The sequence below is a fragment of the Sedimenticola selenatireducens genome, from assembly GCF_007625115.1.
Lineage (GTDB): Bacteria > Pseudomonadota > Gammaproteobacteria > Chromatiales > Chromatiaceae > Sedimenticola > Sedimenticola selenatireducens_A.
The window spans coordinates 164,188-185,961 of the sequence record NZ_VMNH01000016.1 but is presented as its reverse complement, the minus strand read 5'-3'; the positions used below and the strand labels follow the sequence as shown (position 1 = coordinate 185,961).

At 50.2% G+C, this 21,774-nt stretch carries 20 protein-coding genes; 12 read left to right on the top strand and 8 right to left on the bottom strand.

Going from position 1 to position 21,774, the window contains the following annotated elements; genetic code table 11:
* The 7 genes from FHP88_RS19175 to FHP88_RS13230 form a co-directional block, all read right to left on the bottom strand.
* The coding region (locus FHP88_RS19175) for a hypothetical protein (protein ID WP_335341559.1) at positions 1–294 on the bottom strand (294 nt) is incomplete at its 3' end.
* On the bottom strand, positions 291–692 hold the full coding sequence (locus FHP88_RS13255) for an ExbD/TolR family protein (RefSeq protein WP_144359553.1): 402 nt from the start codon (positions 690–692) through the stop codon (positions 291–293). The genes FHP88_RS19175 and FHP88_RS13255, both read right to left, overlap by 4 nt.
* Complete coding sequence (locus FHP88_RS13250) at positions 682–1,344, bottom strand: MotA/TolQ/ExbB proton channel family protein (protein ID WP_144359552.1); 663 nt, start codon at positions 1,342–1,344, stop codon at positions 682–684. Before FHP88_RS13250 ends, FHP88_RS13255 begins: the two co-directional genes overlap by 11 nt.
* The gene (locus FHP88_RS13245; protein ID WP_144359551.1) at positions 1,341–2,051 is read right to left on the bottom strand and encodes a sulfite exporter TauE/SafE family protein; all 711 of its coding nucleotides are present in this window, start codon (positions 2,049–2,051) and stop codon (positions 1,341–1,343) included. The genes FHP88_RS13250 and FHP88_RS13245 overlap by 4 nt, the downstream gene beginning before the upstream one ends.
* Positions 2,048–3,100, bottom strand: a complete 1,053-nt coding sequence (locus tag FHP88_RS13240) for a 4Fe-4S binding protein (protein ID WP_144359550.1) — start codon at positions 3,098–3,100, stop codon at positions 2,048–2,050. Before FHP88_RS13240 ends, FHP88_RS13245 begins: the two co-directional genes overlap by 4 nt.
* Positions 3,100–3,927 carry a hypothetical protein gene (locus tag FHP88_RS13235; RefSeq protein WP_144359549.1) on the bottom strand — a complete coding sequence of 276 codons (828 nt, stop codon included), beginning with the start codon at positions 3,925–3,927 and terminating at the stop codon, positions 3,100–3,102. Before FHP88_RS13235 ends, FHP88_RS13240 begins: the two co-directional genes overlap by 1 nt.
* Before the next feature lie 11 nt (positions 3,928–3,938).
* Positions 3,939–6,104 carry a TonB-dependent receptor gene (locus FHP88_RS13230; RefSeq protein ID WP_144359548.1) on the bottom strand — a complete coding sequence of 722 codons (2,166 nt, stop codon included), beginning with the start codon at positions 6,102–6,104 and terminating at the stop codon, positions 3,939–3,941.
* A 461-nt stretch (positions 6,105–6,565) separates the two neighbouring features.
* Between FHP88_RS13230 and FHP88_RS13225 the strand changes: the two genes are divergently transcribed.
* Both FHP88_RS13225 and FHP88_RS13220 read left to right on the top strand, forming a co-directional pair.
* Positions 6,566–7,273: a type 1 glutamine amidotransferase gene (locus FHP88_RS13225; protein WP_186297717.1), complete on the top strand. Its 708-nt coding sequence runs from the start codon at positions 6,566–6,568 to the stop codon at positions 7,271–7,273.
* A 155-nt stretch (positions 7,274–7,428) separates the two neighbouring features.
* Positions 7,429–8,607, top strand: coding sequence for a pyridoxal-phosphate-dependent aminotransferase family protein (locus tag FHP88_RS13220; RefSeq protein WP_144359546.1), 1,179 nt, complete (start codon positions 7,429–7,431; stop codon positions 8,605–8,607).
* 54 nt (positions 8,608–8,661) lie between these two features.
* Here FHP88_RS13220 and aceK read toward each other — a convergent pair whose 3' ends face one another.
* Positions 8,662–10,422: a bifunctional isocitrate dehydrogenase kinase/phosphatase gene (aceK, locus tag FHP88_RS13215; RefSeq protein WP_144359545.1), complete on the bottom strand. Its 1,761-nt coding sequence runs from the start codon at positions 10,420–10,422 to the stop codon at positions 8,662–8,664.
* Between the two features lie 253 nt (positions 10,423–10,675).
* Between aceK and aceB the strand changes: the two genes are divergently transcribed.
* From aceB to FHP88_RS13165, 10 genes are all read left to right on the top strand, one after another.
* The gene (gene aceB, locus FHP88_RS13210; RefSeq protein ID WP_335341558.1) at positions 10,676–12,277 is read left to right on the top strand and encodes a malate synthase A; all 1,602 of its coding nucleotides are present in this window, start codon (positions 10,676–10,678) and stop codon (positions 12,275–12,277) included.
* 95 nt (positions 12,278–12,372) lie between these two features.
* Positions 12,373–13,683: an isocitrate lyase gene (aceA, locus tag FHP88_RS13205; protein WP_144359544.1), complete on the top strand. Its 1,311-nt coding sequence runs from the start codon at positions 12,373–12,375 to the stop codon at positions 13,681–13,683.
* Between the two features lie 97 nt (positions 13,684–13,780).
* Positions 13,781–14,275 (top strand): ribonuclease E activity regulator RraA, encoded by a 495-nt coding sequence (gene rraA, locus FHP88_RS13200; RefSeq protein WP_144359543.1) that lies wholly within the window; start codon positions 13,781–13,783, stop codon positions 14,273–14,275.
* 110 nt (positions 14,276–14,385) lie between these two features.
* On the top strand, positions 14,386–15,162 hold the full coding sequence (locus FHP88_RS13195; RefSeq protein ID WP_144359542.1) for a substrate-binding periplasmic protein: 777 nt from the start codon (positions 14,386–14,388) through the stop codon (positions 15,160–15,162).
* Positions 15,163–15,453: 291 nt separating this feature from the next.
* Complete coding sequence (locus tag FHP88_RS13190) at positions 15,454–17,010, top strand: benzoate-CoA ligase family protein (protein ID WP_144359541.1); 1,557 nt, start codon at positions 15,454–15,456, stop codon at positions 17,008–17,010.
* Positions 17,011–17,123: 113 nt separating this feature from the next.
* Positions 17,124–18,335: an ABC transporter substrate-binding protein gene (locus FHP88_RS13185; protein WP_144359540.1), complete on the top strand. Its 1,212-nt coding sequence runs from the start codon at positions 17,124–17,126 to the stop codon at positions 18,333–18,335.
* Positions 18,336–18,417: 82 nt separating this feature from the next.
* Entirely contained in the window at positions 18,418–19,284 is an 867-nt protein-coding gene (locus FHP88_RS13180; protein WP_144359539.1) for a branched-chain amino acid ABC transporter permease, read from the top strand.
* 12 nt (positions 19,285–19,296) lie between these two features.
* Positions 19,297–20,286, top strand: a complete 990-nt coding sequence (locus tag FHP88_RS13175; protein WP_144359538.1) for a branched-chain amino acid ABC transporter permease — start codon at positions 19,297–19,299, stop codon at positions 20,284–20,286.
* Positions 20,279–21,037, top strand: coding sequence for an ABC transporter ATP-binding protein (locus FHP88_RS13170; RefSeq protein WP_144359537.1), 759 nt, complete (start codon positions 20,279–20,281; stop codon positions 21,035–21,037). The genes FHP88_RS13175 and FHP88_RS13170 overlap by 8 nt, the downstream gene beginning before the upstream one ends.
* On the top strand, positions 21,034–21,756 hold the full coding sequence (locus FHP88_RS13165) for an ABC transporter ATP-binding protein (RefSeq protein WP_144359536.1): 723 nt from the start codon (positions 21,034–21,036) through the stop codon (positions 21,754–21,756). Before FHP88_RS13170 ends, FHP88_RS13165 begins: the two co-directional genes overlap by 4 nt.
* Positions 21,757–21,774 lie beyond the last annotated feature (18 nt).

Below are 21,774 nucleotides of genomic sequence, written 5' to 3'. Positions count from 1 at the left end.
TGGTTTAGGTTCTGGTTTAGGTTCTGGTTTAGGTTCTGGTTTAGGTTCTGGTTTAGGTTCTGGTTTAGGTTCTGGTTTAGGTTCTGGTTTAGGTTCTGGCTCTGGCTCTGGCTCTGGCTCAGATTGGGGTTGCAATTCAGCAAAATCAATCCGGACAGAAGTCGCGCTCACTTGAGCCACTCTTTCCGGGGCAGTAACAACCTGTGACTGCCATATTCCAGCCACCAACAAAAAATGGATAAGAAGAGAACCGGCAATCGCAAACAGTCGCCAATTAATATCACGTTCAATCACGGCTTCTCAGTTTGTATATCCAAGGCACCTGCCCCAGCCAAGCGCACTGCATCGATAATTTGAACGGCTTTCCCAAACTGGGCCTGTTGATCACCCTTCAGGCGTACAAAATTTTTCTCGGGAGAATGTAGCGCACCCTTTAGGACTTCTGTTAAATCAGACAGATCCGTAATGACCCCATCAACATAGAGCACTCCTTCCGGAGTGAGATGAACGGTTATATATTGATCATTTTCCAGGCGATCACTACTACTCGCTCTAGGCAACTGAATGTCAATGCGCTCCTCTTCAATAAAGTGCGCTGTGAGCATAAAGAAAACCAAAAGCAGAAAAACAATATCAATCAATGGTGTCAGGTTTAACACCACATTAGAGCGACGCCTCGGTTCAGACGCCATCCGTTATCTGCTCCCAATGATGTGGCTGATCCTGATTGACCTCACTCAACCGACCATTACCCCTGCGCTCAAGTAATAATGCAATGCAGGTATTCATAGATTGGTTGCGGCGCTCTACAGCGCCTTCAAGAAAATGCAGCAGGATTAATAACGGGATAGCAACAGCCAGTCCTACACCTGTGGTAATCATGGCCTCCCATATTCCGCCGGCCAACGCCTGGGCATCAACTTTTCCGCCAGCCTGCTCAATCACCATGAAGGCTTTAATCATGCCTGTTATGGTCCCAAGTAGCCCAAGAAGTGGAGCTGTGTTACCCAGAATACCCAACGTGCGCAGACCAAACTCCATCCGCTGAAGCTCATGACTGCGGACACGATCACCCACGCTTCTTAAATCCTTAACACCTTCTGCATCTGCAGTAACTATCGCATCAACAATCCGATATTCTGGGCCTTGCACCATACCTGATTCAGTTAATACTTTCGGGTGATCAAGCAGTGAACCCAATCCCTTGACGATCTGAGTGGGTAATCTTCGCTGGCGTAAAAAAAGGAGCGATCGTTCGATTACAATGGCTACACCAATGGCTGAATATCCGACCAATATCCAGACCACCGGCCCACCCTTGGTTATTAACTCTTCCATATTCATGGTGCAATCCAACCCATTGCCGTTCCAATACCCATAAAGATCAAAAGCGCCACGCTGGCGTTTTCAAGCGAGTTTCCCCATCGGGACAGATGCAATTTCACCTGTTCACCAAAATGAGCAACGCCCAAGGCAAATATCAAAGTGGGCACCAGGACAGCACCCGCTCCAAACCCGACACCCAGCATCAACCCTGCAAACGCACTTCCTGCTGTTGCGGCGGCCAATATCACTGTAGTTAAAGGGGCACAGGGGTTCAGCGCCATACCCATGCCCATAAAAAACAGCCCTCCTGGCAATGTGGGTGCTACCCCACTTTTCTTAGCCGGTGTCATTTCCACTGTCATAGATGTCTGCTGCCTTACACTACAACCCGCACCACGCAGACGCCGTCGCCGTCGCCAAAGCAGTGACAGCGCGACAATAATCGTCGCTCCGCCTAACACCCAACGCACCCAGGGTGCGGCTATCCAATCCTGAACAATCAATCCAAGCAAACCTGAAAGCCCACCCAACAACGAATAGCCCACGATTCTTCCTGTAGAAAATGGCAGTAAAATTCGCCAGGCATTTCTCACGCCATCACCCGTCGCAACAAAGACCGGACCCAGATACGGAAGGCAGGCAATATTGCAGGGTCCTGCTCCAAATCCAAGACCAAGTAACAGTACTGCCCCAAAACTCAGGACAACGGGCTCTAACGGCGTCATACTTTTTCCGTAACAGGTTTATCTTTTTTTGCAAAAAAGGCTCTTAATGTTTTCTTTTCCCAAAGCGTCTGCGCCTTTTTGCGCACTTTAAAATACTGAGGATCGGCCTTAAACACTGGGAACGAAGCATAATTCAATTTAAGTACGTCCTTGTCAGGGCAGAACTCAACACATCGCCCACACAGTGTGCAATCTTCAAAGGTCACATTCTTCTTGATCATTTCCGTATGAATCTCTTTGATATCCATTGGACATGCCTTGGCACAGATACCACACTTGCCGCAACGCGGTGAGGCCTCTTTAACCAGTCTCAGCAAGCCAATCTTCCGAAATACAGCATGCAATGCCAGCATGGGACAAATACGACAAAACGGCTGCCTGACAGTCAATGCCAGAGCAATCATTAAGCCAAACAAAAAATCTGCTGCGATGGAAAGCACAATGGTTGTTCTATTCGCCGTATCCACTACAAGCTGATCCGCCTCACCATTGGCCAGTGTTGTAAGAATTCGACTAGGGCAAATTTTGCAGAAAGGATCGCCCAGGTCATGATTGAGATAACCCAGACCCGTCATAAGTGGAAAGCCAAACACCAGCAAAACCAGAATCGCCCACTTCACAGGACGGGTCTTCTCCACAACGCTTGGGTTGACCGATTCTGTGCGTTGCAGTCCAAGCTTCTGCCCTAAAATATGCAGTAACTCCTGAAATGTTCCGAGCGGACAAATCCAACCACAGAATGCTTTATTCAAAACAACAAAGAACAGCAGAAAGGTACCCAGTGTAATCAGCGTCGGCATCAAGCCTTTAAGAACATCTCCACCTTCGTTAATCACCGGGCCCAACCGATGATCCATCTGGTGCTGAAACGGTATCAGCGCACAGAGATCCGATCCGTTCATATCATAGGCACAACTTAGAGCAGGAAGTGCGCCACTGATCTTATCTGCCAGATAAAAAGTGCCTAGCGAACTACCATATACCAATAAGATAAACGCGCTTAACTGAACGATCTTACGTATGACCGATAAGTTTTTAACAGGATTCATTAACTGCGCTCCTTCTTACTACGATTAGCCCTGCTTGTCAGAAAACCACCAAACAGAAAACCAACACCGGCAGCAGCCAGACCCCATGATTTGTACTGCCAATGCACCGGGGAAACACGGTATTCTGCCGAGAGCGTACTAGTGTAATGCCTACCTGACTCAAGGTATTCAGTCGTTATACTGAGATCCGCACTGCGTTGATCACGTTCACCCGTTACCACATTCTTAAAATCATCTGGCAACGTCATCACCACACGCCCGTCATTATCAGTAACAACCTTTAGCGTGCTGCCATTACCGGTTTGCATGACCACCGGTTGATTTTTCAGTAGCTGATTACGGTACCTAATTAGAAAGGTCGCCTTCTCACCCGAGTAATACCGGTGATGCTCGCGGGGAAGCGGATCAGGAACAATTTCCAAATCAGTTTTTATCGCAGATGTTAATTTTGTCGGACTTTCACCGCTGGGTTTTCCCCGCAGATATTCATAACGGATTATTGCATCAACGGCATCACCCCAGTCCTGCTCAATAATAATGGCATGGTAATTATCAACGCCCGTTGGAGGTACGGTAATTACATCCATTGCCGGCTTAAGAAGGCGCTTACTCAGATCGGGTTTCCAAAGTGTAATCACGGCCCCATCTGCATTAGACAATGCCAATTTTTTTGGTCCACGGCGATGCTGCATAGTTTGGGCAGTTGGGTCTTTCTTAGCGGCCTTCTCAGCACTGTTCGTTTGCGCGACGACCACACGGGCAGTCACTCCATTGACAGCCAATGCTGCAAACAGCACAACAGCCAAGCGATAATTGAACGAGGTCATGCTTCGCTCCGTTAAAAGCTGTAGGTATAATTAAGCATTGCTGAACGGGGAGATCCCGCGCTATATGTTTTGACACCACTGGTATCTTTCTTCACCTCTGTGGCATAACGCTTATCAAACAGATTATCCACATTCAGTGACACTTGATGAGGTCCCGACTCATAGCCCAACATCAGACTGGTGAGAAAGTCGTATCCGTCATATTTTTCTGTATTGGCGCTATCCATATAGTAACTGCCCCAGGTGTCGGCCTGGATACGTGCTTTAAAACCAGACGGATGGTCATAATCGAGACTCAGACTATACTGATGGTTGGGCACAAAGGGGGTCTGATTACCTGAACGATCCACCGAATTAAGTGTTGCGCCAGTTCTTACAAGTTCTTGGTAATCTACATATTTATAATCGCTGTAGGCATAGTTGGCACCCAGCCAGAAGTACCTACCCAACGCGACGCGGCTACTGAGTTCAAAACCTTTCTTAAGGGTCTCACCCGCATTCTGGAATTCGCTCTGATTGCCCGACTGGAGTACGGAGACAATTTCATCAGTGACCGTGGTTCTATAAAGTGAGAGGTCAACGCTCCACTCCCTTGCACGGGCCTTTAGGCCGATTTCCACATTGGTAGCGAGGGCCGCCTCCAAGCTTGCATTGCTCTGTATCTCAGCCTCCGAGGGCACCTGTCCAGATTGGGCCACCATGCCATAAACACTGTACGTATTATTCAGCGCATAAGTGGCACCCAACTTAGGCGAAAAGAGATCGAACGTGGTATCGGTTTTAGTGGTTACAGGCGCACCAAAGGTCGTGTAACTTTTTGTCCCCCAGTCGTACTCACCGTAAGCAATCTCTTCAATATCAAAGTTCATCCGATCAAAGCGGAAGCCGGCATCAATAGTCAACTTATCAGTGGGACGTACCGTCTCCTGCAAAAACAGACCAAACAGGGTATTGGCAGCATTTTCTTGTGAAAGCAGACTACCTGATCGGTCCGATAATGTACTAACAATTTGATTTACAGGTGGTGTTGGACCAGGAGGATCATAGACAACCGTACTAATGTCCGCATACTGATACTTCTTTGCCTCATCGGTTTTATCCAGACGCGCAGTAACGCCACCCACCAGGGTACTTGCACCTAAAAGATTGTGCTTGTAAGCAAACTCGAGATCGGTGCCGAATACATTTGTCCCGGGGTTGTCGTTAATCGCACCCGTTACCGGATGATAGTGATCCCAACTGTTGAAATAGAAGCGAGGCTTGAACGTCAGATCCCCGTACTCCTGTTCATAGCGTGTATTAAAAAACCAGATAGTGGAATAACGACCGCTATGCTGCCATTGACTGCTTGTGTTGCGCTGTTCACCCGTACTGCGGTAGGTTTCAAACTCACTCTCAGTCAGTGAACCGGGCAACTGCATATCCGCCTGGGAATAGCTTAACTCCGTCTCCAACGTCGCTCCGCTGTCCAACATCAAGCCATGCTTTAGGCTTAGCTGTTGCGTATCAAACTTATTCCACTCCCGCCAGCTGTTATCAGCAGCTCGATGAGAGCCTGTCAGCAAGATACTATTACTGTCATTCAACTCCTGACTGTACCGAAAATGCAGGTTCTCCTTTCCATCCTCACCGATACCAACTTTTACCCGGTTACCGTCTACATCGAATACCGATTTAGAAATAATCTGAATTGTTCCCCCAGATGAGCCACTGCCATAGAGAGAACCAGGTCCTTTGGTAATTTCTATACGCTCAATATCCTGGGTATCAATAAAATCAAAGCGTGAGAAACTATCAGGGTCCGTCATGGGCACACCATCACGAATCACCATAATTTCGCGGACTCCATAGTTGGCCTTTTGCCCGGCCCCGCGAATGATTAAGCGTGAGTCATAACCACCATTTTTTGATTCGATCAGGACACCTGGCGTACCGCGAATTGCATCCTTGATATTATTCATCTGTTCGGCATCAATCCGCTTGGAGTCGATCACACTAATCGCTGCAGGAACCTCCTTGGTACCGCGAGCAATTCTTGAAGCCGTTACACTAATAGTATCTACTGGATCACTACCCTTATCGCCCTCTGTGTCAGCTGCAAGTGAAGGCATTCCAGAGACTATGAGCGATACTGTTATTGATGCCTTGATAACACGGCTTTTTTTATTGATATTCATAACTACTTTACAACCAATCAGCAAATTAAAATGGACATACCACACAAGCCATAAACAGACTTTGGAGTCTGTTTATCCTGAGACGAACGAAATGAAAATCCTTTTAAGGCGGGTTTGGAAAATTCTATCGGCTGGCTGATTTTATGTTCAGTATGAAATTGGACTGATTTGATGGAATTAAGGTAGTAACCAAAAAGAATCAGTAAGTTATCATTAACTGATTGATACTGAATTGAGCAGATGCATGTTTTTCCACACATATAACAGGTTATTTCACGCAAAAATATAGCGCTACGCTTTTACATGTAACCAAATGAAAACAATCATTTTGTCAGCAAAGACCTAAAACGTTGGTTTGCCATACCCTCACTGGCTTTGGGTTGTTATCATCACACGACTAAGATAGTCCCTTCACACATTCAATGAAAAGGTGTAGCTCAATCAATACAGCTCCGCAAACCATGAAACCGCTCTATATCATTAGTCACGTTGCCTGTAGCCAGCCGGGGTATTTGTGTGAATACCTCGATCAGCGAAATATTCACTATGTGCGTATCAGCATCGAGTCGGGAGACACGCTCCCCCAGCCGGACGCCGTGTCCGGATTAGTCCTGCTGGGCGCCCCCATCAGCGTGAACAGTGATCAACCCTGGATAGAGCAGGAGATGGCACTGATACGAAATTGTGCTGAGAAAGAAATACCGGTTTTTGGCATCTGCTTTGGTGGACAGCTGATTAGCAAGGCCTTCGGCGGCAAGGTATACCCATCACCTGCGATGCAAATCGGCTGGCATCCGGTCTCTACCACCGAACAACATCACCCGCTGTTTAATGGCACGGCATTACCGGCTCACTTTCACGCCTTCGAATGGCATGAAGAGAGCTTCACCCTGCCATCCGGCGCACTGCCCCTCTTCAGTGACGAGATCACTGGCAACCAAGGATTTATTTATCGGAGTTGCCTGGCGGTTCAGTTCCACCCTGAAGTGACCCCCGAGATTATTCAAGAGTGGGTAGCCCGCTATGAAGCCTGTGTCGACAAACCTGCCATTGGCACACAAGATCACCATGAGATATTGCTGGACGTGGAGCAAAAACTCACAGCCATGCGTAAGATAACTGACCTGCTGTTCGACTGGTGGATCGAGCAGACCCGGCAGGTCAGCTAATCCCTAGAAACTCCATTGCCATTAATCTGCATTCACGCACACCCAAACAGCGGTTTCGGTTAGAATGGGAGTTTCAAGCAGTTTGGCACTCACTTTAACGATCGATATTCAGTGAATAATCGTGACAAGATTTCATAATCAGCAGGACTATCAACATGCAATATAGCCCCTTCAACCCGCCGGTACGTACCCTGATGGGCCCAGGCCCTTCTGATGTACATCCCCGTATACTTGAAGCCATGTCCAGACCGACCATTGGTCATCTGGATCCCGCCTTCATCCAGATGATGGAAGAGGTGAAGGCACTGCTTCAATACGCGTTCCAAACCAAGAATGAACTGACCATGCCCGTCTCAGCCCCCGGCTCTGCCGGCATGGAGACCTGCTTTGCCAATCTGGTAGAGCCCGGCGACAAGGTCATCGTCTGCCAAAACGGTGTCTTTGGTGGCCGCATGAAAGAGAATGTGGAGCGCTGCGGCGGCACGGCTGTCATGGTGGAAGACACCTGGGGTGAAGCGGTTGATCCAGCCAAGCTGGAAGAGGCACTGAAGAATAACCCGGATGCCTGCATTGTCGCCTTCGTACACGCAGAGACCTCTACGGGTGCCCAATCGGATGCAGAGGCCCTGGTAAAATTGGCGCACCAGTATGACTGCCTCACTATTGTAGATGCGGTCACTTCACTGGGCGGCACGCCAATTAAAGTCGATGATTGGGCCATCGATGCCATCTACTCTGGCACACAGAAATGTTTATCCTGCACCCCAGGCCTCTCTCCCGTCAGTTTTAGCGAACAGGCTCTGGAGAAGATTCGTAACCGCAAACAAAAGGTACAGAGCTGGTTTATGGATCTGAATCTGGTAATGGGCTATTGGGGCAGTGGCGCAAAACGCGCCTACCACCATACCGCGCCTATCAACGCCCTCTATGGACTGCATGAGGCACTCGTTATGCTGCAGGAAGAAGGCCTAGAGAATGCCTGGGCTCGCCACCAGAAGAATCACCTGGCGCTAAGAGCCGGGTTGGAGGCGATGGGCCTTACCTTTATCGTTAAGGAACAGGATCGTCTTCCTCAGTTGAATGCCGTCTCTATTCCAGAAGGTGTCGATGATGCGGCGGTACGCGGGCGTCTCTTGAACGAGTACAACCTGGAGATCGGTGCAGGCCTCGGTGCGCTCGCCGGCAAGGTATGGCGAATTGGCCTGATGGGACACGCCTGCCGTAATGAGAATATCTTGCTCTGCGTCAGTGCGTTGGAAGCCGTACTCTCGGATATGGGAGCCAAGATCAATCAGGGCGTTGCCCTCTCTGCCATGCAGAAAGCCCTCGCCTAGACAGAAAACGGGGGTCACTTGACTGACCCCCGTTCTCTCTGCTTTAAATCGGCGCTAACCCACCGAAGCAGTCGAAGTCGAATTAAAGGCCGCAGGGTGCTGACTGATAAAACGTATATCCTTTGAGTAGGGAAACACGTCCGCATGAATACCGCGGCCGATATCCTGCTGCCGATCCCGCCAATATTGCGCATCAAACAGATCCGGATGAAGCTGCAGCAATGTCTTGCGAATCAACGGACTGGCACTTAAAAAGATAAGAAACTCCTCCGGAAACACATCACCATCCGCAACTGAATACCAGGGCTCGCTGCTCATCTCATCTTCAGGCGTACGGGGTGGCGGTATGGTGCGGAAGTTACACTCGGTCATTTTGCAGATTTCATCGTAATCATAGAAGACCACCTTACCCTGGTGCGTCACACCAAAATTTTTAAAGAGTAGATCACCCGGGAAGATATCGGCGGCCATCAACTGCTTAATCGCCAGTCCCCAGTCGTCCAACATTATCTTAACCGTCTCTTGCGAACCATTCGCCAGACAGATATCCAATGGTGTCATTCGATGTTCGATGTAAAGATGATTGATCACCACATTCTCACCATCTATTTCCATCTTGGATGGAATCGCTTCCTGTAGCTGCTCTAATAGCTCTGGTGAAAAACGCGCCTTGGGTAATACGGTATTAGAGAATTCCAGCGTATCCGCCATGCGCCCAACACGATCATGCAGTTTTACCTGCATGTAGCGCTGCTTAACCTGGGCAGGGGTGATATTTTTTACCGGCGAAAAATGATCCCGAATCACTTTAAAAACAAACGGATAAGAGGGCAGCGTAAAGACCATCATAACCAATCCAGGGGTACCTGGCGCTACTACAAAACTATCATTACTGTTCTCCAGATGATCGAGCAGATCCCGGTAGAACTCGTTCTTAGCCTGTTTATGAAAACCAATACTCATGTAAAGCTCAGAGATCGGTTTCTTGGGCATGATGCTCTCAAGAAAATTGATCGTTGCAGCCGGAATCGAGTTGTTCGCCATAAAATAGGCGCGGGCAAAACTGAATAACGCCTCGACCTCTTCGTGAGTGGTCAGTAACGTATCAACAAAAATCGTGCCTTTGTGGTTCAACAGCGGCAAAACAAAGGGTAGCACCCCCTCACCGCTGGTCACGCGACCGATCAGATAGGCCGCCTTGTTGCGGTAAAAAGGTGCCTCGAGCACATCAATACGCAGGACGTCATCCGGCATCTGGCCAAACTGACAACGCTGCCGAAAGGCTGCTGCGACATGGGCAACATCCCGATCAATATCCTGGTATGGAATGCGAAAGTAGAAGGCTGAAAATATCTCTCGTAGACAGGTATCCAGTCCCCCGTCTTTCAGATGAAAAGAGAGGAACACACGATCACGCTGGGTCATCTCTTTTCGATCAACACCCGACTCAATAAAGATCTTGTCATTATCAAAATACTGGCGTTCAAACATCTTGCAATAGACTGAATTATAAAACGTTTCCGCCAATTCAGGACGTCGGTAATTCTTCAGCAAGAGCTGATACTCAGTCTTAACCCGCTGCCATAGCGCATCATCAACTGCCGAGACATCGAAGGTTGAGCGCACCTTACTGATGGCTTCCTGCACACGTCGATCATAAAAACTGATCCGCTCGACCGATGCCTGCCGGATCGCTTCCCAATCGGCCTGTTCAAAACTCTGGCGCGAGGCTCGGGTAATCTCCTGAAAGAAGGAAAAATGGCGTTCAAATCCAGTAAAGATGGTGCGAGCAAGCTGTTGTGCCAAATCAGTCATCAACAAATACTCCTGAGAACGCGGTTCCTGATAAAAATTGGCATTGCTTTATTAACTATTTATTACTAACCTATTTTCTTCCGCATTGCAGCATAAATAATTTCAATACAAAGGATTAAAGTATTTATCGTTTTTAATGCTTCACAATTGAGTATGCTCTATCGCGATCGAATTATCTATTTGCTTGTAATTACAGGGGTTTTGCATTTCACCTTCAGTAATTCACTGGCAAATCCTTAGGGAGACACCCGAAATGACCGTTACCCAGCTCAAAATGAAGGCCGATTCGCCGCGTATCAGGGTCAACGGAAACCTGTCTGAAAGTTTTGAAAAGGTCCTCACCCCAGAGGCACTACAGTTTGTTGCCGACCTCGAGCGTCGCTTTGGGCAAAGACGCAAACAGCTGCTTGGCCTGCGTAAGGATAGGCAAATTCGCCTAAATGATGGGGATTTTCCAGGGTTTCGGCCGGAAACAGCGGAGATCAGGGCTGCCGACTGGCGTGTCAAGCACGCCCCCTCCGACCTACAGGACCGTCGGGTAGAGATCACAGGCCCTGTTGATCCCAAGGGGATCATTAATGCCCTCAACTCAGCTGCCAAATGCTTCGTAGCTGACTTCGAGGACGGGCACTCCCCCAGTTGGTCATCGACCATCGACGGCCAGGTCAACTTATACGAGGCCGTTCGTGGAACCCTGGCTTATACAAGCCCCGGGGGTACGTCCTGCACATTGTCAGAGCAGAGGGCTACCCTGATTATCCGCCCCCGTGGCTGGCATATGGAAGAGGCGCACCTGCAGGTCGATGGTCAGGCCGTTTCAGCCAGCCTGTTCGATTTCGGACTCTTCGTATTTCACAATGCATTTGAACTGCTGGAGAGTGGCAGCGGCCCGTACCTTTATCTACCAAAACTGGAGAGCTACATCGAGGCACAGCTGTGGGCCGATGTCTTCGCCTATGCCGAAGAGAGTCTGGGCCTCAACCACGGCAGTATCTGCTGTACTGTGCTGATCGAAACAATCCTCGCCGCTTTCGAGATGGATGAGATCCTCTATACCTTGCGGGATTACGCTGTTGGTCTAAACTGTGGACGCCAGGACTATATCTTCAGCATCATCAAACGCTTCCATGCCCATCCCGAATGGGTATTACCAGAACTTAACCAGATCACCCTGGAGACAGACTTTTTACATGCCTGCTCCCAGTTGCTGGTCAAGACCTGTCATCGGCGGGGCGCTCATGCCATAGGAGGCATGGCCACTCAGATTCCTGGTAAAAACGATACTGTCACCACGGAAGAAGTAAAACTGAACGTGCAACGCGAAGCCAGCATAGGTCATGACGGCACTTGGGTAGCAAACCCTGATTTGATTCCTGTTGCGCTGGAGGCATTTGATCACTTGATGCCAACTGCCAATCAGATCATCCGCCCGTTTAATGACCTAGAGATTACTGAAGCCCAGCTGCTTAGCCTACCAAAAGGCAGCATTACAGAAACAGGGCTGAAGCAGACTATCAGCGTAGCACTTCGCTATCTGGCCGCCTGGCTGGATGACCGTGGTGCCGTGCCGATAAACCGTTTAATGGAAGATGCAGCGACTGCTGAAATCGCCAGAAGCCAGCTCTGGCAATGGATTCGATACCCCAAAGGCGTACTTGAAGATGGTCGCCAAATCACCTTTGAGCTGGTCACAAAAGGTGTTGAAGAGGCGCTGGCAAAGATCCGCATGGAGATCGGCGACAGCTGCTATGAGGCCAGTCATTTTGTTGCAGCTGCCAAGTTGCTGAATGACAGCATTACCAATGATCGTTTTGTTGAATTTATAACACTGCCTGCGTACCACACGCTGGCCTGATTTTTTATAGCCAAAACCGCCGAACAGCCGTCCAACCGGAGCAACTGTTCGAACGATGGAGGTTTGATGCGAGTAATAGTGAAGGAGATTGTTATATGAACCGTAAAGAACAGATTGCAGCGCTTGAGAAAGATTGGGCTGAAAACCCCCGCTGGACTGATGTAAAACGCGGCTACAGCGCTGAAGATGTCGTACGTCTGCGCGGCTCGGTACAGCCAGAGTACACCTATGCTCGCAATGGCGCTAACAAGCTGTGGAATCTGGTGCATGGTAGTGCTAAGAAAGGCTATGTAAACTCCATGGGCGCCATCACTGGCGGCCAGGCCATGCAACAGGCTAAAGCGGGCATTGAGGCAATCTACCTCTCTGGCTGGCAGGTCGCTGCCGATGGCAACACCTCAGAGACCATGTACCCTGATCAGTCTCTGTATGCCTATGATTCAGTCCCCACCATGGTTCGTCGCATCAATAACGCCTTCAAGCGTGCCGATGAGATTCAATGGTCACGTGATATCAACCCAGGTGACGAAGGTCATATCGACTACTTCCTGCCGATCGTGGCTGACGCAGAAGCCGGTTTCGGTGGCGTATTGAATGCCTTCGAATTGATGAAGAACATGATCAACGCCGGCGCCGCAGGTGTTCACTTTGAAGACCAGCTGGCCGCCGTTAAGAAATGCGGTCACATGGGTGGCAAGGTACTGGTCCCGACGGCTGAAGCCGTTCAGAAACTGATTGCAGCCCGACTGGCCGCCGACGTTTGCGGTGTTCCTACTCTCTTGTTGGCGCGTACCGATGCTGAAGCCGCCAACCTGCTGACCTCAGATTTCGATGAGAACGACAAGCCATTCGTAACCGGCAACCGTACCCCTGAAGGTTTCTACAACGTAAAGAATGGTCTGGAGCAGGCCATCTCCCGCGGTGTGGCGTATGCCCCTTATGCTGATCTGGTCTGGTGTGAAACCGGTACGCCGGACCTGGGCTTTGCCCGTGAATTCGCCCAGGCTGTTCTGGCTGCTAACCCCAACAAACTGTTAGCTTACAACTGCTCACCTTCCTTCAACTGGAAGAAGAACCTCGACGATGCCACCATCGCCAAGTTCCAGGATGAGCTCTCTGACATGGGTTACAAGTACCAGTTCATCACTTTGGCCGGTATCCACAACATGTGGTACAACATGTTCGATCTCGCCTATGACTACGCACGCGGCGAAGGCATGAAGCACTATGTCGAAAAGGTCCAGGAGCCCGAGTTTGCTGCACGCGGCAAGGGTTACACCTTCGTTTCTCATCAGCAGGAAGTGGGCGTGGGTTACTTCGATGATGTCACCACCACCATCCAGGGCGGCGCCTCTTCAGTGACCGCTCTGACCGGTTCTACCGAAGAAGAGCAGTTCGAGGGCTAATCCTGATTGGTCTAAGACTGTAGTAAAAAACCTGGCCGCACTCATCACTGAGTGCGGCCAGTTCAATTCAGCATACAACACCGCCGGGAGCAGAATCATGCCCACACCCCCTACTTCCCTTGCTAAAACCGCGGACATCTATGATGAGTTTGAGACGCAGATCCAGGTCTGCGAGCCCATTTTTCGTGACTTTGGCGGTCACATACGCTTTAGCGGTCCAATCGCAACCATCAAGTGCCATGAAGACAACTCTTTAGTCCGGGAACTGCTCGGGCAACCTGGAGAAGGCAGGGTTCTTGTGGTGGATGCCGGAGGCTCCCTGCGCTGTGCCATGCTGGGCGATATTCTCGCGCAGAAAGGTGTTGATAATGGTTGGGCAGGTGTACTGATGTACGGCTGCATTCGGGATGCCAAAGAGATATCCGGGATGCCCCTGGGTGTCAAAGCACTGGCAACCATCCCCAAGAAAAGCGTAAAAAAGGGAGTCGGTGAGTCAGGAAGTCCAGTCACTTTTGCCCAGGTAGAGTTCCGACCTGGAGACTGGCTCTATGCCGATGAGGACGGTGTCGTAACGCTTCCTGCTAATCGGTAAATTGCCCAGAAGTTGGGTCAGCTTTTTTTCAGCTCGAGCATAGTATCTTTAATTCCGACAAACTACACTTCAGGAGTCTTATCACTCCATCGCATCAGTAGAGATAGGGCATGGATCCTACCCACAAACGAGTAACCACCAGCAATACAATCTTCCGGGTTGTTGGACTACTCATTCTACTTAGCGGTTCCAGCCTGAATGACTCAGCCGCCGCCAGTGACGCAGAAGTCGGCCCTATCAAACTGGTTACCGCCCACCTCGTCCCTTACAGTATCCAGGAGGGTAGAGAGCAAGGCTTCATGGTCGATCTGATACGAGAAATCGAAAGGAGGCTGGGAACCAATCGCCCGGTACTTTTCATGCCTTGGCCCAGAGCCATTCGTAATACCCGCATCGGTCCGAATCATATTGTCTTTCCGCTCACGCGTACGATTGAGCGTGAGCCCCATTTTGACTGGGCAATCAATGTGGCACCCATTGAACTGGTATTTGTCACCCTTAGCGGTAAAAAATTAACCTTGCAGCAGGCACGCTCACTCAGCGCGATTGCGGTCCAGCAAAATACCCCTTTTGAACAATATTTACGCCAGCAGGGTTTTACCAATCTGGTGATCACCACCAGCGCCGCACCTATCCCTATACGCATGCTCCGGGCGGGTCGAGTAAATGCCTGGTTCACCGCAAAAGATCTAGCCAGCTACTCGATGAGAGAGCAGTTCGTCACTGAAACCATCACCTACAGTGACTCGATCACCTCCGGAAATGTCTATTTTGCCCTGTCGAAACAGTTTCCAGTCAACCTGAAACAGGCCTACCAAGAGACCTTTTCTGCCATGCAATCGGATGGCACCTATCAAAAAATCATGGATCGTTACGTTCGTAACTGATCTTCACCTAGCACATTCCGTCGCTCATTTTTTACTCCCTGAACGTTTTTTTTACATACTCCAGCAATCCGTGCTCAATCTGCTAGCTTTACCTCAATATGACCACAGTTTTTTTATCCCCTATAAACAACAGGTTAATTAGGGAATTTCCTGGCCCTCAGGAATAACGCATTGATTGGCACAACCCTTGTAGAGGTATTCAGATAATCCTATGACTGCCACCACTGTGTGGCACCCAAAATGGCACAACAAAACGACTGGCAAAATACACGCTAGCGACGGAGACTGAACATGCCCTTTGAACTCGAGTTACCCGAGATCTTTAACGCAGCAGACTACTTTGTAGACCGAAATGTTCGAGAGGGCCGCGGTGCTAAAACCGCCATTCGCTGTGGTACGAACCAATTCAGTTACAGCGACGTTCAGGCCGGAGTAAACCGCTTCGGTAATTCGCTGAAAAGTCTGGGTGTTCGGATGGAAGAGCGTATCGCCCTATTAATGCTGGACACTGAACTCTTTCCGCAGGCTTTCTTTGGCAGCATCAAGATGGGTGCTATCCCCATCTGCCTGAACACCCTGATGCGCCCCAAGGATTATGAGTATTTCCTTAACGACAGTCGTGCTCGCGTACTCGTTATTGATGCCCACTTGCTTCCAAGCATTGAACCCATTCGAAAAAAACTGAAATTCTTACACCATGTCATCGTCGTAAATGGCGATGCGCCTGCGGGCGACCTCCAGATCAACACCCTCTGGGCAGGCCAATCTGAGCAGTTGGATTGTGCCGAAACAAAGCCCGATGATGCCTGTTTCTGGCTCTACAGTTCAGGATCGACAGGATTACCGAAAGGCACCGTGCATCTACATCGCGACATGGTCTATTCCTGTGAAACGTATGGCAAACAGGTACTGGGCGTCAAAGAAGGTGATATCTGTTTTTCTGCCGCCAAGCTGTTTTTTGCCTATGGCCTCGGAAACGGCCTCTATTTTCCCTTCAGCGTCGGAGCAACTGCCGTCTATATGCCTGACCGGCCGACACCGGAAGCCGTCTTCCAAACCATTAAGGAAAATAAGCCCACGCTCTTTTTTGGTGTCCCGACACTCTACGCCTCAATGCTCGAAGCTGAAGGTTCACTGACTGGCGTGCGACTCTGTGTATCAGCTGGCGAAGCTCTGCCAGCCGATATACTCAAACGCTGGAAAGAGCGTTTTTCCGTGGACATTCTTGATGGCATCGGCTCAACCGAACTCGTGCACATCTTCATCTCCAACTATCCCAATGAGATTCATCCAGGCAGTACCGGACGCCTGGTACCGGGCCATGAAGCAAAGATTGTCGATGAGCAGATGGAAGAAGTGCCACAAGGTGAAGTAGGTACTTTATTGGTAAAAAGCGGCAGTGCCGCTGCCTACTACTGGAACAAGCGGGAAAAAACCCAGCAGACCATGCTTGGACCCTGGCTAAATACCGGGGATAAGTTTTTCATGGATGAGCAGGGTTTGTTCTTCTATGCAGGCCGCACCGATGACATGCTCAAAGTAGGGGGTATCTGGCTCTCTCCTATCGAAGTGGAGGCCTGCATCATTGCACATCCAGCGGTACTTGAGTGTGCCGTCGTAGCCGCTACCGATCCTGAAAATCTTGTAAAACCGAAGGCCTACATCGTACTCAAGAGCGGCCATCAACCCTCTGATGATCTGGCCAACGACATCAAACAGCATGTCAAAAGCACCTTGGCACCCTATAAGTACCCACGCTGGATTGAGTTCATTGACGAGCTACCTAAAACAGCTACCGGTAAGATCAAGCGATTCAAACTCCGTATCCCGGGAGATGACGAAGAATAGCTTTAAAAAGCTGTACGCAGTATGCAAAAAGGCGCTTCCGACCCATTAAAGAATCGCCAACAAACAGCACAAAATTTTTTGCGCTGATGATAATCAAGAGAGAGGAGAAGCAGATGAGTGATCAAAAGAAGCCAGGCATCAGCCGGCGTGACGTTCTCAAAGGTGGTGCAGCGGCAGCCGGCCTGGTAACCGCATCCAGCCTCATACCCACCCGATTTGCCATTGGTGGCACGGCCAAAGTAAAGGTCGGCATTCTGCTGCCCTATACCGGCACTTATGCCAAGCTTGGCACTAATATCAAGGATGCTTTGCAACTGCGCATCCATGAAGCGGGAGGCAAGCTGGGGGGCCGTGAAGTGGAGTATGTCAACATTGACAGCGAGGCGGCTCCCCCAAAAGCATCCGAGTTGACAAACAAGCTGATCAAAAAAGAGCAAGTTGATTTTCTGGTTGGCCCTGTTCATTCCGTGGTCGGCATGGCGATGGTCAAGATTGCCCGCCAAGCTGATGTCATTACTGTCATTCCGAATGCTGGCGCCAATGGCCTGACCGGTGCATTGTGTGCACCAAATATTTTCCGCACCTCATTCTCCAGCTACCAACCTGGTTTTCCTGCAGGTCAGGCGATGCTGGAGGATGGCCATAAAAATGTCGTGGTCATGTATTGGAACTACGGCTTTGGTAAAGAGACCGCGGCGGCATTCAAGGCCTCTTTCCTGGCCGGTGGTGGTAACATTGTAAAAGAGATTCCCACCCCGTTCCCGAAAGTTGAATTTCAGGCCTATCTGACCGAAGTCGCGGCACTCAAACCCGATGCCGTATTCACCTTCTACGCAGGCGGTGGCGCGGTAAAATTCGTCAAGGATTATGCCGCAGCAGGTCTTCATAAAACCATTCCCCTCTATGGTGCTGGCTTCCTCACCGAAGGTGTCACGGGCGCCCAGGGTGAAGCGGCGGAAGGCGTACGGACAACCCTGCACTATGCCGACTCGCTTGATCTTCCAGCCAACCATAGATTCCGTGAAGCGTTCATGAAGGCGACTGGAAATCAGGCTGATGTGTATGCCGTGCAGGGTTATGACGCGGGCGACCTGTTGGTTCAGGGTATGGCTGCGGTTGATGGTGACGTCAAGGCCAAGGCCGATATGATCAAGGCGATGGAGAGCGCCACCATCGACAGTCCACGTGGGAAATTTACCTTCTCCAAGGCCCATAACCCGATCCAGGACATCTACCTGCGTGAAGTGGTCAATGGACAGAACCAAGTCGTACGAACCGTTCAGAAGGCCGTTGAAGACCCAGCCGAAGGCTGTGTGATCAGCTGATATTCACCCAGGTCTTGATGTCCCGCCTGACGGCCCTGTGCCGTCAGGCACCCCTGAAGAAACACCCGTTTTAAGAGGCCCTATGGAGAGTTCTTTTTATCTAATCCAGCTGCTCAACGGCATTCAGTATGGTTTCCTGCTGTTTCTGCTGGCCAGTGGGCTGACCCTGATATTCGGTATCATGGGCATTATCAATCTGGCACATGGCGCGTTCTATATGATTGGCGCCTATCTCTGTTATTGGTTAACCGGCATTACAGGCAACCTGTTTACAGGCATTCTGCTCGCCATTCCGTTGAGTATTCTGTTTGGTTATGCCGTTGAACGACTGGCCATCTCCCATTTGTACAATCGGGATCATCTCTATCAAGTTTTGCTGACCTACGCACTGATACTCATTGCAAATGAGTTGCAGAGCATCTTCTGGGGCAATGATGTACATAGCGTGGCCATACCTGAGGTATTAAAAGGCTCGATTCAACTTACCGATAATCAAGCCTATCCGATTTACCGCTTGTTCATCTCCTCGGCCTGTATTGTATTGGCCATCCTGATGTATTGGGTCATCCAAAAGACAAAACTCGGCATGACCATCCGCGCCGGCGCCAGCAACCGTGAAATGGTTCAGGCCCTGGGCATTAACATCAACTGGTTGTTTGCGATTGTCTTCAGCATGGGGGCTACCCTGGCGGCACTTGCAGGCATGCTCTCTGCACCAGTCAACAGCGTCTATCCAGGGATAGGCGACAACATCTTGATCATCTCATTCGTGGTGGTGGTCATCGGTGGTATTGGTTCCATCAAGGGGGCCTTTATTGGCGCGCTGCTTATCGGTCTGGCAGACACCTTCGGTAAGGTTCTGTTACCCGAGATGGCCAGCATGGTGGCTTATGCCTTGATGGCGGCCGTACTTTTTTGGCGCCCTCAAGGGCTATTCGGCAAGGTATAGAGGATAGCCAATATGCATACTGTCACCCGCCCTATCATTATTTTTCTTTGCATCTGTCTGGTGCTGTTGCTGCTGTTCCCGGCCGTCGGAGGCCCGTTCTATACCGAGCTGGTCACCAAGATCATGATCCTCTCAATCTTTACCATCAGTCTTGACCTGCTGATTGGTTTCACTGGCTTAGTCAGCTTTGGACATGCCGCCTTTTTTGGTATCGGCGCCTATCTGTTGGCCATACTGTTTAACGAGGTAGAACACATCAATTACTGGTGGTCCCTTACCCTAACGCTATCACTTACAGGTCTGGCGGCACTGGTCATCGGCTGGCTCAGCATTCGCACCTCTGGCATCTATTTCATCATGTTGACGCTGGCATTCGCCCAGATGTGTTTCTATTTCTTCTTTGAGTCGCCCCATTTTGGTGGGGATGACGGCATCTTCCTGGCCAACAAGCCAGAGATCAAATTCGGCACGCATCAATTGATCGACCTGGAAAACGAGCATCACTATTACTACTTTGTACTGGCCTGGCTGGTCGGTGTTTACCTGTTTCTGAGCATGATTCTGCGCGCCCCTTTTGGTCATGTGCTGATTGCCATCAAGGCCAATGAGCAACGCGTCCGCGCACTCGGTTATTCAACCCCTCACTACAAACTCGTGAGCTTCGTCATTGCAGGAACCATAGCCGGACTCGCCGGCTTTCTGGAGGCCGCCCATACCAGCTTTGTCACGCCAGCTTACCTTGGCTGGCATGAATCCGGGATGGCAATCATGATGGTCATCCTGGGTGGTATGGGCACACTGTTTGGCCCTGTCATCGGCACCTTCATTGTGGTTTTGCTGCAGGACTTCTTACCCAACTTCACAGAACACTGGAAACTGATTATGGGTGGCATCATTATCGGCGTTGTACTGTTCCTGCCCAATGGGATTGCAGGATTGATCTACAGCATCAGCAACCGTTTCACATCCAGTCAAAAAGAGCATGGGAGGGAGCATGTCTGAAATCATTCTCCGCACCGAGCATCTGTGTAAAAACTTTGGTGGGTTAAAGGCTACTGATAATGTCTCGCTCGAATTTGAACGAGGCAAGGTACACGCCATACTGGGACCCAATGGCGCGGGAAAGACCACGCTGATTAATCTGCTGTCCGGTGAACTTCTGCCCAGTAGCGGCCGCATCTTGTTCAAAGGGTATGACATTACTGATGCCCGTCCAGAGAAGGTCTCACGTATTGGCATTGGCCGTAGCTTCCAGAAAACCAACATCCTTCCGGGCTTTAGTTGTCTGCAAAATTGTTGGATTGGCGCCCAGTCCTGCCTCCTGACTTCAATGCGTTTTTTTCGACCAGCCAAGCATCTTCGCGAGGTGCATCGACGCGCCGACCGTGCACTGCAAATTTGTGGCCTCTCCAGCAAACGTAATCAGATTGCTTCCACCATGAGTTACGGCGAGCAACGACAGCTGGAGATTGCCATGATGCTGGCGACCGAACCCGAACTGCTATTACTCGATGAACCGCTTGCCGGCATGGGCAGTGAGGAGTCACAACAGGTCACCGCACTACTGAAAGAGCTGGCTAAAGAGCAGACGCTCATATTGATTGAACATGATATGGATGCCGTATTTTCACTCGCCGATCGGATTACTGTGATGGTCGACGGCGCCGAGCTTGAGACCGGTGATGTTGAACAGATACGCAACAGCAAGGCGGTACAGGATGCCTACCTTGGCCATCAGGAGGATGCCGCATGACAAAGGCCACACAATCACTGCTCGAAGCGGAGGGACTGCACACCTACTATGGGGACAGTCATATCCTGCATGGCATCGATATCCATATCGAACCGGGTGAAACGGTTAGTCTGATGGGCCGAAACGGCATGGGCAAGACCACTACACTGCGCTCCATAATTGGCCTGACACCCGCACGCCAGGGCACCATCACCCTCCGCGGCAAAGACGTCAGCAAGCTCAGTGCGCACCAGATCATCCGCCAGGGAATTGCCTTTGTACCTGAGGACCGGGGTATCTTTCCTAATCTCACTGTCCTGGAAAATCTCACCATGGCCGCTCGCGTGGGTCCTTACGGTCGCGACGAGTGGAATCTGCAACGGGTACTGGATCTGTTCCCAAGACTGGGAGAACGACTCAGCAACATGGGCAATCAACTGTCGGGCGGTGAACAGCAGATGTTGACCATTGCCCGGGGCCTGATGACGAACCCTGACCTGATCATTCTTGATGAGGCAACTGAAGGGTTGGCTCCCTTGATTCGACTGGAGATCTGGGTGGTCATCCGGCATATCAAAGCAACCGGTATAGCGTCCATCATCGTCGACAAAGACATCAATGCCTTGTTACCAATTTGTGATCGCAACTACATTCTAAACAAGGGCGAGGTGGTCTATCACGGAAGATCCCGTGAGCTGATGGAAAACCCCGAACTTCACAAGCAGTTCTTAGGCGTTTGATCAACGACGTGCCATACG